General features: G+C 62.2%; 12 protein-coding genes. 5 read left to right on the top strand and 7 right to left on the bottom strand.

Annotated elements, in window-relative coordinates:
- Nucleotides 1-254 precede the first annotated feature (254 nt).
- Nucleotides 255-725: an acyl-CoA thioesterase gene (locus tag ACX80T_RS13445; RefSeq protein WP_116778159.1), complete on the top strand. Its 471-nt coding sequence runs from the start codon at nt 255-257 to the stop codon at nt 723-725.
- Nucleotides 726-806: 81 nt separating this feature from the next.
- Here ACX80T_RS13445 and fdhA read toward each other — a convergent pair whose 3' ends face one another.
- Together fdhA and ACX80T_RS13435 are read right to left on the bottom strand one after the other, a co-directional pair.
- A complete protein-coding gene (gene fdhA, locus ACX80T_RS13440) occupies nt 807-2,024 on the bottom strand; it encodes a formaldehyde dehydrogenase, glutathione-independent (protein ID WP_459304658.1) in 1,218 nt (405 codons plus the stop codon).
- 177 nt (nt 2,025-2,201) lie between these two features.
- Nucleotides 2,202-2,672 carry a DUF4383 domain-containing protein gene (locus ACX80T_RS13435; protein WP_459304657.1) on the bottom strand — a complete coding sequence of 157 codons (471 nt, stop codon included), beginning with the start codon at nt 2,670-2,672 and terminating at the stop codon, nt 2,202-2,204.
- A 247-nt stretch (nt 2,673-2,919) separates the two neighbouring features.
- Between ACX80T_RS13435 and ACX80T_RS13430 the strand changes: the two genes are divergently transcribed.
- Nucleotides 2,920-3,159, top strand: coding sequence for a YegP family protein (locus ACX80T_RS13430; RefSeq protein ID WP_459304656.1), 240 nt, complete (start codon nt 2,920-2,922; stop codon nt 3,157-3,159).
- Between the two features lie 24 nt (nt 3,160-3,183).
- On the opposite strand, the gene uvrA is transcribed toward ACX80T_RS13430, so the two are convergent.
- Both uvrA and ACX80T_RS13420 read right to left on the bottom strand, forming a co-directional pair.
- The gene (gene uvrA, locus ACX80T_RS13425) at nt 3,184-5,721 is read right to left on the bottom strand and encodes an excinuclease ABC subunit UvrA (RefSeq protein ID WP_459304655.1); all 2,538 of its coding nucleotides are present in this window, start codon (nt 5,719-5,721) and stop codon (nt 3,184-3,186) included.
- A 10-nt stretch (nt 5,722-5,731) separates the two neighbouring features.
- On the bottom strand, nt 5,732-9,013 hold the full coding sequence (locus tag ACX80T_RS13420; protein WP_459304654.1) for a DEAD/DEAH box helicase: 3,282 nt from the start codon (nt 9,011-9,013) through the stop codon (nt 5,732-5,734).
- A gap of 134 nt (nt 9,014-9,147) precedes the next feature.
- Between ACX80T_RS13420 and ACX80T_RS13415 the strand changes: the two genes are divergently transcribed.
- Entirely contained in the window at nt 9,148-10,371 is a 1,224-nt protein-coding gene (locus tag ACX80T_RS13415) for a hypothetical protein (RefSeq protein WP_024476491.1), read from the top strand.
- A gap of 21 nt (nt 10,372-10,392) precedes the next feature.
- Here the strand turns inward: ACX80T_RS13415 and ACX80T_RS13410 are convergent, their stop codons facing one another.
- Nucleotides 10,393-11,163 (bottom strand): hypothetical protein, encoded by a 771-nt coding sequence (locus tag ACX80T_RS13410; protein ID WP_459304653.1) that lies wholly within the window; start codon nt 11,161-11,163, stop codon nt 10,393-10,395.
- 299 nt (nt 11,164-11,462) lie between these two features.
- On the opposite strand from ACX80T_RS13410, the gene ACX80T_RS13405 reads away from it, so the two are divergent.
- A complete protein-coding gene (locus ACX80T_RS13405) occupies nt 11,463-11,666 on the top strand; it encodes a cold-shock protein (protein WP_019483883.1) in 204 nt (67 codons plus the stop codon).
- A gap of 332 nt (nt 11,667-11,998) precedes the next feature.
- Here ACX80T_RS13405 and ACX80T_RS13400 read toward each other — a convergent pair whose 3' ends face one another.
- Both ACX80T_RS13400 and ACX80T_RS13395 read right to left on the bottom strand, forming a co-directional pair.
- On the bottom strand, nt 11,999-13,441 hold the full coding sequence (locus ACX80T_RS13400; protein ID WP_024476489.1) for an aldehyde dehydrogenase family protein: 1,443 nt from the start codon (nt 13,439-13,441) through the stop codon (nt 11,999-12,001).
- A 50-nt stretch (nt 13,442-13,491) separates the two neighbouring features.
- The gene (locus tag ACX80T_RS13395; protein WP_035747706.1) at nt 13,492-14,466 is read right to left on the bottom strand and encodes a 2-hydroxyacid dehydrogenase; all 975 of its coding nucleotides are present in this window, start codon (nt 14,464-14,466) and stop codon (nt 13,492-13,494) included.
- 228 nt (nt 14,467-14,694) lie between these two features.
- Here ACX80T_RS13395 and hglS point away from each other — a divergent pair, with 228 nt between their 5' ends.
- Nucleotides 14,695-16,122 carry a 2-oxoadipate dioxygenase/decarboxylase gene (gene hglS / locus ACX80T_RS13390; RefSeq protein WP_024475723.1) on the top strand — a complete coding sequence of 476 codons (1,428 nt, stop codon included), beginning with the start codon at nt 14,695-14,697 and terminating at the stop codon, nt 16,120-16,122.
- Nucleotides 16,123-16,129 lie beyond the last annotated feature (7 nt).

The raw sequence follows: 16,129 nt of genomic DNA, 5'->3' as shown, positions 1-16,129 counted from the left end.
AGGCCACCAACGCTAGTTCCGTCCCCGGACATTTTTGCGCCGCTGCTCGCCTCGACTGTTTTAGTGGTCAGGTCTTTGGTGGCTGCCGGACGAGCAACGTCGGGTGGATTGGCAGCACCGGGCATATCAAGCTGCTGTTCGAAGAACTGGGCAGCCGGTTGTTTCCCTGAACGGGTTATCGTCTACGGTAGAACAGATTCCAATCGTTGCCAAATCGAGACATGGCGATGCTTGACGAGAGGGTGGGAAAAGGGATGGTTTTGGGTGGTCAAACACTGACCTGTTTGGTGCCGATGCGGTGGTCCGATATGGACGCCTACGGGCACATCAACAATGTACAGGTACTACGGCTTCTGGAGGAAGCGAGAATCCACGCTTTCGGGGCTCCCGGCGGGACGGGAGCCGAGGGTGACCAGCCTCCGGTTGCACTGTTTTCCTCGGTCAATCCGGGCATCCAGGCGCTCGTGGTCGAGCACCGGGTCAGGTTTGTGGACACCCTCGATTACCGCAACGTTCCGGCGCGGATCGATGTCTGGGTGAGTGCCCTCAAACCGGCCAGTTTCACCCTCTCCTACCTGGTCCTGGACCCCCTCACCGGGGTGGCCTGTGTAAAGGCGGAAACGATCCTCGCCTTTGTCGACACGAACTCAGGGAGCGTCCTACGGCTCAGCGAGGAGCAGAAGGACGCCCTGACGCCGTACAGAGGCGCTTCGCTGTTCCCCTGACTCCCCTGACAAACCCGGCCGCTGGCACCTGACACGCAAGGCTGCGGGCACCAGAAGTGGCGCCCGCAGCCCAGATGCGTCTTACGAAGCCACGTACCCGTGAGGATCGAGCACGTACTTGGTGGCGGCACCGGCGTCGAACTCCTGATAGCCGCGAGGTGCGTCCGTCAGGCCGATCGCCTTGGCATTCACTGCCTTGGCAATCTGCACCTTGTCGTGCAGGATCGCCATCATGAGGCCCCGGTTGTACTTCATCACCGGACACTGGCCGGTGGTGAAGGACAGGGACTTGGCCCAGCCGGTCCCGAGACTGATGGACAGGGATCCGACCTTCGCGGCGTCGTCGACGGCTCCCGGGTCACCCGTCACGTACAGGCCAGGGATGCCCAGTGCGCCACCCGCAGCGGTGAGGCTCATCAGCGAGTTGAGCACCGTGGCAGGCGCCTCGTGGGAGGCGTCAGACCCGTGGCCGCGCGCCTCGAAGCCCACAGCGTCCACACCACAGTCCACCTCGGGCACGCCGAGCAGTTGCTCGACCTGATCCTTCGGATCGCCCTTGGATACGTCGACGGTCTCACAGCCGAAACTGCGAGCCTGCGCCAGACGTTCCTCGTTGAGGTCGCCGACGATCACCACAGCGGCTCCGAGCAGCTGCGCCGATACTGCTGCTGCAAGGCCAACAGGGCCCGCACCAGCAACATAGACCGTGGAGCCTACGCCCACCCCGGCGGAGACCGCGCCGTGGAATCCCGTGGGGAAAATGTCCGAGAGCATGGTCAGATCCAGGATTTTCTCCAGGGCCTGATCCCGGTCCGGGAACTTGAGCAGATTCCAGTCGGCGTAGGGCACCAGGACGTACTCCGCCTGGCCACCCACCCAGCCGCCCATGTCCACGTACCCGTAGGCGCTTCCCGGGCGGTCAGGATTCACATTCAGGCAGATACCTGTCTTGCGCTCCTTGCAGTTCCGGCAACGCCCGCAGGCGATGTTGAAGGGCACCGAACAGATGTCGCCCTTCTTGATGAATTCGACGTCGCGGCCCACCTCGACGACTTCGCCGGTGATCTCGTGGCCCAGCACCAGATCGGCGGGGGCAGTAGTACGGCCCCGAACCATGTGCTGGTCGGAGCCGCAAATATTCGTTGTCACAGTCTTGAGGATGACACCGTGGTGTACCTGACGGCCCACATTGGCCGGGTTCACTCCTGGTCCATCTTTCAGCTCGAAGGTGGGGTAATCAATATCGATGACCTCCACTTTCCCGGGTCCTTTGTAAGCAACGGCTTTGTTTCCAGGCATGAGCTTCCCTTCCGTTTCCGAACAGCCCTGTCGTCGGTGACCGGGCCCAAGGCGAACGTATCGTTTCCCGGGTTGCACCAAGGTTGCAAGTAGGTTGCAACCGCTTTAAATCAGGTTGCCTTGCACCAACAGGGTCGGTGCAAGGCAACTCTTATGATCTGGGCCGTTGGCCGCTGACTAGGAATTGGTTGATTGGCCACCTCCACGCGTCCGGGCGATATGTGCGATGGCTACAGCGCCCGCCACCAACGCGAGGACCAGATGCATCCAGTTACCCGCCGCGTTGAAGGACAGGAAGTTGGCCGTCGAATCAAGATCGATGACCACACCGTAGATCCACATGATTAAAAACAGGGCACCGCTGCCCAACAGGAAATTGCGGGCACCTTTGCTGTCCCTGCTCATGATGACCCCGGCTGCTCCGACAACCAGATAGACGAGGTTGAGCAGGATGGACACCTGGAAGACGCCGAAGAGCAGAGCCTCCGAGCCGCTGGCGAAAGCCAGCGAACCATACTGTGTCGTCAGTCCTGGCACAAAGGCCAGAACGCCCAAAAGCAGAAAGACTACTCCCATTCCCATTGAGCCAGTGCGAACCAGCTCATGGGTCACATGAAAGTCACGTGCAGGATGTGATGCGGTAGTCATTTCCCCTCCCTTGGATCGAGAAAAGAACCTTGTGAAATTTGAACCTATTCGCCGGGCTTTTACAGGGCCGCCGGCGGCGGATTGGTTACCCTGCCAGCTCTCTTATTCTACCGCTGGTAGAGGACGTCGGATAGGACGAAAGACCCGAAAATAGCTCCAGAATGTCCTCCCGGGCCGTACCCAATGGACGTGTGGATCCCTAGTATGTAGGTACCCGTTCAGACATTCCTTACAAGGAGGTAAGAAAGTGTCAGGCTACTTCAAAATAGTGGACGCGCACGACGGCGGATACCGGATCAAACTCATGGCAGGAGACGGGGCGCTGGTTGCTGTTTCCACCTACTACCCGACGAAACCCGAAGCGGTTGCAGGCATCGACGAGATGCGCGAAATCGCTGGGACCGGTCCGGTCACCGATCAGAGCCGTGGATATCACCTCAGTTCAACCTCCGCGGGAAAACGGAATCTCAGCGGGCAGCGCCGCTAACCACGGTTCGCGGGGGGAGGGTCCTCAGGCGGTGGTGTTGAGTCTCCGTGTCAGATAGGGCGCGGTGCGGCTGACAGTGCTGTCAGCGACCGACGACGGCGTCCCTTCCGCCACGATCCGGCCGCCGTCGTCGCCGCCGGATGGACCCAGGTCCATCACCCAGTCCGCCGCGGCGATGACCGACATGTCGTGTTCGACGACGACGACGGTGTTGCCGGCATCGACCAGGTTGTTCAGTTGTGCCAGCAGCAGTTGCACATCTGACGGGTGCAGCCCGGTGGTGGGCTCATCCAGAAGGTACAGGGTGTGCCCGCGGCGGGCACGCTGCAGTTCGGTGGCAAGTTTGATGCGCTGTGCCTCACCGCCGGAGAGTTCGGTGGCCGGCTGTCCTAGCCGCAAATAGCCCAACCCCACCTGACGGAGCGTGGTGAGACTGCGTGCCGCCGCCGGAACGTCGGCCAGGAATTCTGCGGCGGCGTCGACGGTCAGTCCGAGAACATCGGCGATGGTCCGGCCCTGATAGGTGATCTCGAGGGTCTCCGGGTTGTAGCGGGCTCCATCGCAGGTGGGGCACGGCCCGTAGCTGCCGGGCAGGAACAATAGCTCGACCGAGACGAATCCCTCGCCGAGACATGTCTCGCAACGGCCGCCGGTCACATTGAAGGAGAATCGGCCGGCGCCGTACCCTCGGGCTTTCGCGTCGTCGGTGGCGGCATACAGCTTGCGGACGGCGTCGAACAGGCCCGTGTAGGTGGCGAGGTTGGACCGTGGGGTCCTCCCGATCGGGCGCTGATCCACCCGGACCAGCCGGTCGATCAGGTCGAGGCCGGTCACATGGCCTACTGTCATGTGGTCTCCGGGTGCGCAGTCGCGGTCGCTGCCGTCGTCGTCGTCGGAGTCCTGCGCCGGAACGCCCGCATGCAGGTAGTCGTTGACGACGTCGGCAAGCACCTGGGAGACCAGGGTGGACTTGCCGGAGCCGGAGACGCCGGTGACGGCTGTCAGAACGTTGAGGGGAATGGCCGCGTCAAGGCTGCGGAGGTTGTGCCGGGTGATGGCGTTGAGCGTCAGCCAGCGGGTCGGTTCCCGCAATGCTGCAGGGGCGGCAGGTGGCGCTTGTTCCGGGAAGAGGAACGGGCGGGTGACCGAGGCTTCAACGTCGGCCAGGCCCGCCACAGCACCGCTGTAGAGGACCGAGCCGCCGGCTTCGCCGGCTTTGGGTCCCACATCGACCACCCAGTCCGCGCTGCGGACCACGTCCATGTCGTGTTCCACCACGAACACCGAGTTCCCCGAGGATTTGAGCTGCTGCAGGACCTCCAGCAGCGGTTCGGCATCGGCGGGATGCAGGCCGGCCGAGGGTTCATCGAGGACGTAGATCACGCCGAACAGGCCGGAACGGAGCTGGGTGGCGATGCGCAACCGCTGCATCTCGCCGGGGGACAGGGTGGGCGTGGGCCGGCGGAGACTGAGATAGCCCAGCCCGAGGTCCAGCAACACGCTGACGCGCTGGTGCAGGTCTTTGGTCAGGGTGACGGCAACCTCTGTGGTCTCGCCCGAGCTCAGGGCCCGTGAGCTCGATCCCGCGTGTTGCAGGGTGGCGGTGGGTTCCACGATGGTTGCCAGCTCGGCTAGCGGCACATTCGTCAGTTCGGCGATGGTGTAGCCGGCGAAGGTGACCGCCAGCGCTGCCTGCTGCAGTCCGCTGCCCCCGCAGAGGGGGCACGGGCCGCTGTGCATGAACTGGAGGACACGTTCCCTCATCGACTGGCTGGAGGAGTCGGCGAGGGTGTGAAGCACATAGCTCTTCGCGCTCCAGAAGCGGCCCTTGTAGGGTTTGGCGACCCGGTCCCGCTGGGGGGTGACCTGGACAACCGGCTGCTCCTCGGTGAATAGGATCCAGTCACGGGATTCCTTCGGAAGCTGGTGCCACGGGGTGTCGATGTCGTGGCCAAGTTCACCCAGGACGTCGCGAAGGTTCTTGCCCTGCCAGGCTCCCGGCCAGGCGGCGATCGCGCCGTCGCGAATGGTCAGGGAGGTATCGGGAACCAGGGATTCCTCGCTGACGGTGTGGGCGATGCCCAGGCCGTGGCACTGCGGGCAGGCGCCGGCGGCGGTGTTGGGGGAGAAAGAATCGGAGTCCAGTGACTCGGCACCCTCCGGGTAGGTACCCGCCCGGGAGAAAAGCATCCGTACCGAGTTGGACAGGGTGGTGACGGTTCCCACGGTCGAGCGGGAGCTGGGTGTGCCGCGGCGTTGCTGGAGGGCGACGGCGGGCGGCAGACCGGTGATTTCGTCGACCCGCGGGTTGGAACCCTGCTGGATCAGACGGCGGGCGTAGGGGGCGACGGATTCGAAGTACCGGCGCTGCGCTTCGGCGTAGATGGTGCCGAAGGCGAGTGAGGATTTCCCCGAGCCGGAGACACCGGTGAAGGCGACGATCGCATCCCGAGGCACGTCGACGCTTACGTTGCGGAGGTTGTTCTCCCGCGCTCCACGCACCTGGACAAATCCGGTGGTGGGGGCGGCTGCGGGCAGGTCGGCTGATAGTTGTTGACTCACCCCTTCGACTTTAGCCCTCCAACAGGCCCCGGATGTCGTCGGCGGTCAAGGCCGAGCTGAAGACGGCGTCATCATCCAGCACCGAACTGAACAGTTTGGCCTTCTGTTCCTTGAGCTTCATCACCTTTTCCTCAATGGTGCCGGTGGCCACCATCCGGTAGACCATGACGTTGCGTGTCTGGCCGATGCGGTGGGTACGGTCCACGGCCTGCGCCTCAGTGGCGGGGTTCCACCACGGGTCGAGGAGGAACACATAGTCGGCTTCGGTCAGGTTCAGGCCGAACCCGCCGGCCTTGAGGCTGATCAGGAACACCGGCGCCCTGCCGTCCTTGAACGTGTTGATCACGTCTCCGCGGCGCAGGGTGGACCCGTCGAGGTAGGTGTACTCGATCCCCTGGGCAGTTAGCCGCTCGGCGGCTTTCTTCAGGAAGGAGGTGAACTGGCTGAACACCAGGGCCCGGTGCCCCTCGGCCACCACATCCTCGAGCTGTTCGAACAGGACGTCGAGCTTTGCCGACGGGACGCCGTCGTACGCCTGGTCCACCAGCGACGCGTCCAGGCTCAGCATCCGCAGCAGGGTGAGGGACCTGAAGACGATCATCCGGTTGCGGTCCAGATCCTCGATCAGGCCCAGTAGTTTCTGGCGTTCGCGCTGCAGGTGGGTCTGGTAGATCTTCCGGTGCCGGGGATGCAGCTCCACCTCCAGGACCTGCTCCTGCTTGGGGGGCAGGTCCGAGGCGACAGCCTCCTTGGTGCGCCGCATCAACAGTGGCCTGATCCTGCGGCGCAGGCGGGCAAGGCGCTCGGTGTTGCCGGACTTCTCGATCGGGTTGCGGTAGTCCTCGGTGAACCGGCGGGCCGACGGGAACAGGCCCGGCGCGGTGATGGAGAACAGCGACCACAGCTCCATCAGGTTGTTCTCCATCGGCGTGCCGGTAATGGCGAGCTTGAACGGCGCCGAGAATTCCTTGGCGCACAGGTGCACCTTGGCGGTGCGGTTCTTCACGAATTGCGCCTCGTCGAGGATCAGGCCAGCCCATTCCTGTGCCTGGTAGCCCTCGAAGTCGAGCCTGAACAGGGTGTAGGAGGTGACGACGACGTCCGCCCCCGCCGTCAGCGCCGCCAGATCACTGCCGCTTTTCGCCTGGGTGTCGGTGACCCCGACGATGGCGAGGCCAGGTGTGAAGCGCTGGGCCTCGGCCACCCAGTTGGGAACCACCGAGGTGGGCGCGACGACGAGGAACGGTTTGGTTTCGCCGGTTTCCTTGGCGTGGGCGAGCAGGGCCAGGGTCTGCAGGGTCTTGCCGAGGCCCATATCGTCGCCCAGGACCCCGCCGAGTCCGTGGTGGTGGAGGAGGGCCAGCCAGTTGAAACCGTCCTGCTGGTACGGGCGGAGCGTGGCGATCAGGGTAGAGGGCAGAGAGGTGGGGGTGATTTCCTGCAGGTCGTTCAGCCCTGCGACGGCGCTCCGCCACCCCTGAGCCTCCTCGGTTTCCTCAGCGAGGTCCTCGAACTCGGCCCACAGCCCTGCCTGATACCGGCTGATCTTCAGGCCCGGCTCCCACTCGTTCAGCGCGCGGGCCTCTTCGATCAGTTCGCGGAGCTGCTCGAACACGGGCTGGTTCATGGACAGGTAACTGTTGTCCACCAGCTTGATCTTCTTCTTTCCCTCCGCGAGGGCCCGGAAGATGTGGTCGAACGGGATCTTGCGCCCCTGCACTGTCACGAGGACGCCGAGGTCAAACCAGTCGCGGTTGTCGGTTTCGACTGTGGTGATGATCAGTTGGGCGGGCTCGGTCAGTTCCTCGTAGGTGGGCTGGTCGCCGATCACGTCAACCCTGACGCCAGCCAGTTCCAGGAGCTGCGGCAGGGTGTCCTCGGTGAACTCGAGGGCTGCCATGTCCTCGAGAGTGAGCGCCTGGAGCGGGGTGGTTCCGAGGTGGGCGCGTGCGGTGCGGAGGATTTCCGTTTCGGCGGACGGGTCCCGATAGTCCTGCCCGCCGGGGACCGGTCGCAGCGGTTTGCGCGTGACGTCCTGGCCGAGCCGATACTCCCAGTCCCAGGACAGCTCCAGCCGGTCGCCGGACGTGTAACGAGCGGTCAGGATCAGCAGGGGAGGGGCGATGTCAGGGAACGTCACCGACTCGTCACTACTGATCACTTCGATGGCCTGGCGCAGCCGCGGATAGAAGCTGTCGAGGAACAGTGGCTTCTCCCCGGCTGGGATCACCACCGGGGCCGTCTGCAACAGCAACCCGATGTCGTGATCGGTGAGACGCCTGGGTGTGGGGGCCAGCGTAATGACAGTGCTCTGGGTGGGGCTGCCTGGCTGCACTGTGTAGATGCCGTGGGTGCTGATCGGCCTGGCGGTGTCCGCTGGGTGCTGATGACCGTTGATTTCCAGCACCGGGCACAGCTGCAACTGTTCGTCCGGGGTGGAGGTCGCGTCGAGTTTCAGGCTGGCCAGGCCGGCCAGGACCACCGAGACGCCCTTGGTCGAGCCAACAAACTCGACGCCGAGGCGTTGCGCTTCCTTGAGCAGCTGCCAGAGCAGCGGGTTGCTGAAGTCTTCCAGATAGAGCCACGAGTCGTTGTTGCCGAAGTAGCTGACCCCGGTTCCCCGATGCAGGGAAGGGAACTGGGAGAACCACCGGTGCTGGTCGGGGTCGAGGAGGACACCGTAGGTCTGGTAGCTGATGCTGCCCCAGGACAGGTTGTTCTTGACCCAATTGCCCTTGCTGTTGCGGACCACCGGGCGCACCCCGAGCCGTGGTGTGGCTGCCTTCCGCGATGATCGGGGTGACCCCCAGCCGTGCTGCGGGCTCGCGGCGGCGCGCAGCTCAAACTGAAGCGCCAGCGGGGTGGGCGGGGTCGGAGTGGCGGCGCCGTCGTCGGGCGTTGGAGTGATCAGCCCGGTCAGCGAACTTTGCCAACCGACCTGCGCTGCCTTCCGGACGGGGGTCGTGAGTTCCTTCCGGGAGAGCAGATGCTCGGTGTTGCTTTGCAGCGCTGTGGCGGCGACGTGTTTGCAGTCGAGGCTGATGGGGCAGCTGCAGAAGCTGTCCCTCAGGTGGAACCGCCCGTCGCCCTTTTCGCTCAGGAAGAGGCGGGTGCGGTAGGCGGCGGGAGAGTTTCCCTGCACCCGCGCGTCGAGGGTGTTGCCCGCGGGGTCCCAGTCGAGCTGGGTGACCGCACCCTGTTTTGCATAGGTCTGCCCGCGCTGGAACGAGGCGCCACCGACCATCCGGATGATGTCGGTGACATCGATCATGGGGGAGCTGGTCCGTGGCATGGATTAATGCTCTCACGCGCCACCGACGAATCGCGTGGGGCCCGAAAGGCTATGAGGCAGCGAACTGGGGTGATTAAACCGGTGACTTGTACCTTCCCCGGGAGTACCATCTGGGGGAGAGCAGGGAGCAGGCCATGAAGCCAGGTACGGGTGTGCAGCGTACATGGGCGGGCGGCGTTCTCACGGTGCTGCTCGTCGCTCCGACCCTCTTTACGGCCGCAGCAGCGGCGCCACCCGGCGGTACGCAGCTCAGTGACCTGCGGTATTACCAGGCCGCGGTCAATCTTTTCCCGGAGACCGACGGAGCCTACGCGGGTGCCGTCTCATTCCGGCAGGAGGTCAAAGGCGAGGCATCGGTGGAGGTGTTCCTGTCCCGGGCGGCCACGATCAGCTGCCCTGACCTGAGTGAGGACATTGCCACCACCACAGTCCAGACCGAAGGCCGGGAGTCGCGAGAGCCCGGTCCGGTAGAGCTCGACATAGGGCGCAGCCTCGACCAGGCTGTGGGGCACGCAATCGTGGATCTGAGAGTCACCGACAGCCCGGGCTGCGGTGAACCTGAGTCGGTCTCGGTGCTGTCCGCACAGGAAGTCCAGATCACAGTTACTGGGACGACCCCCCGGTTCTTCACGGGTATTGGCGGCACCACCTCGTCGGGCTCCGACCGGTCGAGTGGACGATCCTACGACTTTGCGCGCGATGGCACCGGTACCCTCAGCGTTGGTTCGCTCATCGCCGGCGTCGAGAGCCCCGCCGCGTTCCTGAAATTCGCCGTCGAACGGCAGCGTACCCGCGGCGAAGCTCCGGTTGCGCCGGATCCGGTCGCCCCGCCAGGCGGCACCGGGGCGCGGGGTGACTACAGTGCCGAGTTTGAACCTGCCGGCGGCCTTGGGGTTCTCTTCGAGGACGCGATCGTGCAGGCCAGCACCACTAGCCCACCGGAGCGAGTAACGACGGTCAGCGCGTCGAGCCTCACCGTTGAGCTGGTCGACTGCGGTGACGGCGCCACCGCCCTCCGTGAGCAATTCGTTGTCGGGTCGGGGCCGGGTGTGCTGAGTATCGGCCGCAAGCTGGGAACGGCGACCGCCTCGGGGGCCATCCAGTTCGAGCGATTCGTTACGGACGGATGCCAGGGTGGCGAGACGGTAACCGACACCGTCGTTCTCCCGGTGACTCTCACGCTCACGGCGACAGCGCCGATCGTGCGGGTCAGCGATACCCGATGGCAGATCCGGCCAGGCGAAGGGGCTCAGCGCACGAAAGGCTGGTATCTCGGGCGTGAGGCAGCCGGCACAGTGGCGGTCGGGGCGGTGGCCGGGACGGTGAATCTCGCCGCTATCGGCTCCTCCGGACCCTGACCAGCGATGAGGGTGGGGGCGTTAGCTGGTGCCGCCATCGAGTACATCGACGTGCACGTGGTCGAGGTGACGCAGGATCTCATTACCCGGGGCAGGTGCTTCGTAGTAGTGCCAACCACCCCGGGATAGATGAGCGCTCCAGAACTCGTCGTCGAAAATGACGTACTGGATGTCCAGGTCGTCGGCATGCGCGACGAGCCAATGCGACAGGATCCATCCCTGGCGCCGGTTGTCCTCGTTCACCGGGCGGAAGAAAATGTCGATGGCCCGACCGTCGTAGTGAGTGGATTCTCCGCCGTGTCCCTGGCCGACCCCGCCCGGAGCGAACCCACCCAGGCTCTGGTCGCCGAAGACCTCGGTCATGGTCACCCGCACCTGTTCGGCGCGGGGCGTGAGTCCAGAGTCGGTCAGCTCCTGTTCCTCGAGGTCGCTGGCTGCGGAGCCACGGCAGCTCAGGCTGGGACCGGCGTCATCGGTTGGCCCCTCAGCCAGTCGTTGCAGGACCGCAGGGTCAATGCCAGTGGTGTCGGGGGTTTCCAGTCCCCGGAGGCGGAGCGCAACAGCAGTGGTGGCCAGCTTCGCCTCGTCGCGGTCAAGCCCGACGTCGCCCTGAAGCGTTTCGACAGTGCACTCGGGAGCGTCCAGGAAGGAGCTGCCCTCCAGGCGCAGGCCACCAGCCAGGCCGGGGCCAAGGAACACCAGCACCGATCCGGCTACCCCGAGCAGGAGAACCCCCAGGGCCGCCCAGCGCGGGCGACGTCGTCGCCCGCTGGTCTCGCTACTTGCGATCACGCACCCCTTTCATCGGCACCAACGTGTCGACAGGTTAACTGGGCATCCTGCCCGAATGGTTCCCTCTACCGTGCAGGGTGCGGACCGGCGTCCAAGAGAGCCGGGCGCAGCGCCTGTTTTTACCTTGGGCGAAATCCATGTAGACTCGTACGCAGTTGTAGTGTTGCGCATTTTGTATTTCAAGCGGCGAAACCCAGACGGGCCAGCCGCTTTTTCTGTAGAAGCGGGAAACGAACGCCGCGACTGAAACTACCCGACAGTCGGGATCAGTTTCATATTTCCAGAAGGATGTTTTAAAAATGGCAACAGGTACCGTGAAATGGTTCAACGCTGACAAGGGCTTCGGCTTCATCGAGCCAGAAGATGGCAGCGCCGATGTGTTCGCTCACTTCTCCGCTATCAACTCGAGCGGCTTCAAGTCCCTCGACGAGAACCAGAAGGTTAGCTTTGAGACCGAGCAGGGCCCCAAGGGTCCTCAGGCCGTAAACATCCAGGTCGTCTAGTTCGACTTAGTGGTCAATGACCACTGAAATAGGGCGGGAAGCAATTCCCGCCCTATTTTGCGTTAACGAGTGGATCCCCTTAAGCCCGATCTCCGGGTGTGTCGTGGCGGCGGTAGGCTTGGCGATCCAACCAGCCGCGGGATCCGTCGCCAACCTGCGCCGCCCCTGTTTTCGTGGCCGGTTAGCGCGCTGCTGACATGGTGCTCCCGCCAGGCTGCACCGGTCCCGAGGACATGATCCCGGTTTGGTGTATCGCGCTCCAGCACCCTAAAGCGCCGTCGCACCTAGCATGCGCGGCTGTTGGGAACAGTTACCACCCCGAGGGCAATCCCTTAGTCGGTTCCAGTTGTCGAATAGATGGTGGAAGTACTTGTGAAGAAGTCGCGGGCGGCCGTGCCTTGTTCGCGGGGGCCATAGCTCGATGACTTATTGCCGCCAAAAGGCACGTGTAATTCAGTGTTTGCCGTCGATCGATTGACGTGGAGCATACCGGCGTCCGCTGAATCCAAGAATCTCTCAATCGACCGTTGAGAGTCGGTGATGATTCCGGCCGCGAGCCCGTACTGGGTGTCGTTAGCCAGCGCAATTGCACTATCGACGTCTGGGGCTTCGATGAGGCAAACGACCGGGCCGAAGATCTCTTCCTGGTTGATTCTCATTTGAGAGTGTCCGCCCGCGAAGAGTGTGGGCTCAAAATAGAATCCAGGCGACGCCGACCGTATTTCATGTCCGCCAGCGATCAATTCGGCGCCTTCCGAGACCCCAAGCTCGACGTATTTCCGGACCTGATTGAGTTGTTGCTGGCTTGCCAACGGACCGATGTCGGTTGAAGGATCGAGAGCGTCCCCGACCTTCAACGTTGGGATGCGTGCCGACAGCTGTTCCACCAGCCGTGGATACATTTGCGGGGTCGAGATCACGCGGCTCGTCGCAGTACAGCGCTGACCGGTCGACTTGAATGCGCCGTCGATGATGGCCTCGACGGCAATGGTCAGGTCAGCGTCGTCCAGAACCACCAGGGAATTCTTGCCGCCCATTTCGGCCTGGATCCGTTTTGCGCCATGCGAGATGCAATCGGCGGCGATCTCCGCACCGACAAAGCTTGAACCCGTGAACGTCACGGCGTTGAGCCTCGATGAAGTCGTGATAGCTTTCCCGACCACACTCCCGCTGCCCATGACCATGTTGAACACGCCATCCGGCAGACCGGCCTCAGAAATGATTTTTGTCAGTGCCCACGCCGAAGAGGGCACCAACTCCGCGGGCTTGAAGACTACGGTGTTGCCGTATGCAAGCGCAGGTGCGATCTTCCAAGCGGGTATTGCCAGCGGGAAGTTCCACGGGGTAATTATTCCTACGGTTCCGACTGGGTTGCGCCGGGTCTGTATCAGAGTCTTAGGGAGAGCCGAAGAGTAGGTTTCTCCCTGGGCGTGCTCGATAGCTGATGCATAGTAGTGGAACGTGTTTCCCGCACGCCCCGCCTCGGCGATTCCCTCCCTTACGGGTTTACCCTCCTCGCGAGATAGGGCCGCACCCAGTTCATCCTTCCGGGCAAGCAGGGCATTACCGATATTTCGGAGCACACTGATGCGTTCCGACGGGGGATAGGCGCGCCAGATTGACTGCGCGGCGACCGCAGACTCGATGGCACTATTCGTATCGTCAGCGTCAGCTGACGCATACATACCAATTTCGTCGTTCGTATCCGACGGGTTTACGTTGGTCGTGAAATTTCGCCCCGTCCAACGTCCTCCGATGTAGTTTTCATACTGCATAGTGGCTGCTCCTGGCTTTCGATGGGACGGGTGAGGGCTATGTCTTGAGGTCAAGCTGATGGCTCTGGGTGACTGTGCGAATCGCTGACATGGTCACGAACGTTATCGACCACCATCTCGAGCATTGCGGCGAAGGCTTCGGGGGTGTGGTATCCCTGATGGGGGCTAAGGACCACGTTATTCAATTTCAGGAGCGGATTGTCCTGTAGGGGCGGTTCGGTAATGAATACGTCGAGGCCCGCCGACAGCACACCGTCGGTTAGCCGCCGTTCGAGGGCACCTTCTTCAATCAACTCAGCACGGGCAGTGTTGATAAGAATGGCACCCCTTTTCAGTAGGTCGAGCATCGATCCGGTAATCATCCCGTTAGTCTGCTCGTTCAACTCAAGATGCAGGCTGACGACATCCGATTCCTTCAGGAGATCATTCAGTGGCTTGAATTGCACTCCCGGTGCGCCCCCGGCAGGTGGGGACCTGGTCCACACGAGCACCCGTGTCCCTAGAGCGTTGAGCAGAGACGCAGTGTGGGCACCGATGTCACCGTAGCCGATTATTCCAACCGTCTTTCCTGCCAGCTGTGTTCCGGGGCTAAACGGGCGCCAGCGATTTTCGCGCACATGCCGGTCTCCCTCAGAAATGCGGCGAGCGACTCCAAAGAGTAGGGCTAACACATGCTCGGAAACCGCTGCTGTTCCGTAGCCGGGTGTGACGGCAATTTTGATCCCTCGGCTTGCGGCCAGGGGCAGATTCACGAAGTTGGCAGCGCCCTGGCCGACGAAGCAAACTAGCTCAAGCTTCGGAGCCCGACGGAGAACCAGATCAGGCAAAGCACCACCGATAATGACAATTTCAGCATCGTCGACGACTGAAAGGAACTTCGATGGCGAGGCGGGTGTTCCGTAATGCACATCCAACATCGTTAGGTCATTCAGCCGTTGTAACTGGCCGGCGTCGCGCATAGCCCTGATACTGCCTTCATTCGCATCCGCGTAGACGGCCCTTGGAGAACCGGTTCTATCAGTCATCAGCCACCATCACAGGATTGCCTCGATGCGGGGCAGGGGCAGGCGCGTGACGAACTAGACCCCCCGTAGATTGCTCAGCATGTAGCATGTTAGTCAACATATAGGCTGACCCAGGCGGTGTCAACGACGACACCGCCTGGGTCTACTTCTGTTAAAACCCTATTGGCAGGCTAGTAACTTTCACGTAGCATGTTACATGCAGTAGTCCACGAAGAATAGAGGATCCTGATGACAATGAATCCCACCTGGCGGCTTAGGGCCCGGTTTGCGCAGCGGCTTTCGGACCTTTACGGCGAAGAGGTTCCCGCGTACAACGCCCTTGTGAAGGTTTCGCAAGCCGTCAACGAAAAGACCATTGCTGAGAACCATGTTGATGCAGAACGGTTCGGCAGTATCTCACGTGTAACTGCAGAGCGGCATGGTGCTATCAGGGTTGGCTCCGCCATTGAATTGCGTCAGGTATCCCGAGTCTTTGCGGCGCTTGGTATGTATCCGACTGGATATTATGACCTCCGAGACGCCAAGCCTGCGCCCATCCCGGTGGTGTCGACCGCGTTCCGCCCGTTGGATCGGGAGCAGTTGGCTCTCAACCCCTTCCGTGTTTTCACTTCACTGCTCGTGACGGACGACCGTCGTTTCTTTGACGTTGCAACAGAACAACAGTTGAACGATTTCTTGGCTAGGCGTGAAATCTTTCCCGTGGACCTCTTGCAGTACGCTGAAAAGGCTGTTGAACAGGAAGGTCTGGGCGAGGCTGACGCAACGCGTTTTCTGGATCTAGCAGCAGCGGCGTTCGCTCTATCAGATGACCCAGTCGACTTTGAGTGGTATCAAAAGTTGAACTCCATCTCCAGCGTGGCGGCAGATATCGGCGGGGTATCGACAACGCATATCAACCATCTCACTCCCCGAGTTCTGGATATTGATCGACTTTACGACGCTATGGAAGCCGAAGGCATCCACATGATCGATGACATACAGGGGCCACCCAAATGGGATGGCCCTGATGTGCTCCTGCGCCAAACCTCTTTCAAGGCACTAGCAGAGCCAAGAGCCTTTCGTGGCAGCGATGGCAAGGTGTTTGAGGGCAACCTAAGGGTCCGCTTCGGTGAGGTTGAGGCTCGTGGCTTGGCCCTCACACCGCGTGGCCGTGATCGGTATGACGACCTGATGGCGCGGATCGATCGAGAGGGTTCAGATGATTCATCTACGGAGAGGCAGACCTATGCCCGTTCTGTTTGGAGCAGGGCGTGGCCAGCCACTGAACGAGGGTTTCTTGAGCAGAATCTCGCCTACTTCACCTTCCGTGTGACCGATAAGCTCCCCGACGAGGATCTGGGCCAAAGCAATTCCGAAACCTCTGTCCTGGATCTCATAGATAGGGGGGTCATTGCTGCGGACCCAATTGTCTATGAGGACTTCCTGCCGCGTTCTGCCGCTGGAATATTTTCTTCCAACCTGACCAGCGAGGGTTCCATCGATCAATCCTTAGGGGGCGCGAGCCGGGGTATTGAGTGGATGTCGCAGATTATCCAAGTTCCAGTGAATGTCCCCGAGGTGGTGTACGGGCGCGAGCAGGAGGAGTCCCTTAAAGCTGTGTCCAAACAGTTAGGCCTCCAATTAGTCTTACCCGAGATCGCGGATGCGTCTTGTTAGGAGAATT

The organism is Arthrobacter sp. Sr33, from assembly GCF_054511195.1.
This window is presented reverse-complemented; position numbering and strand designations above follow the sequence as displayed.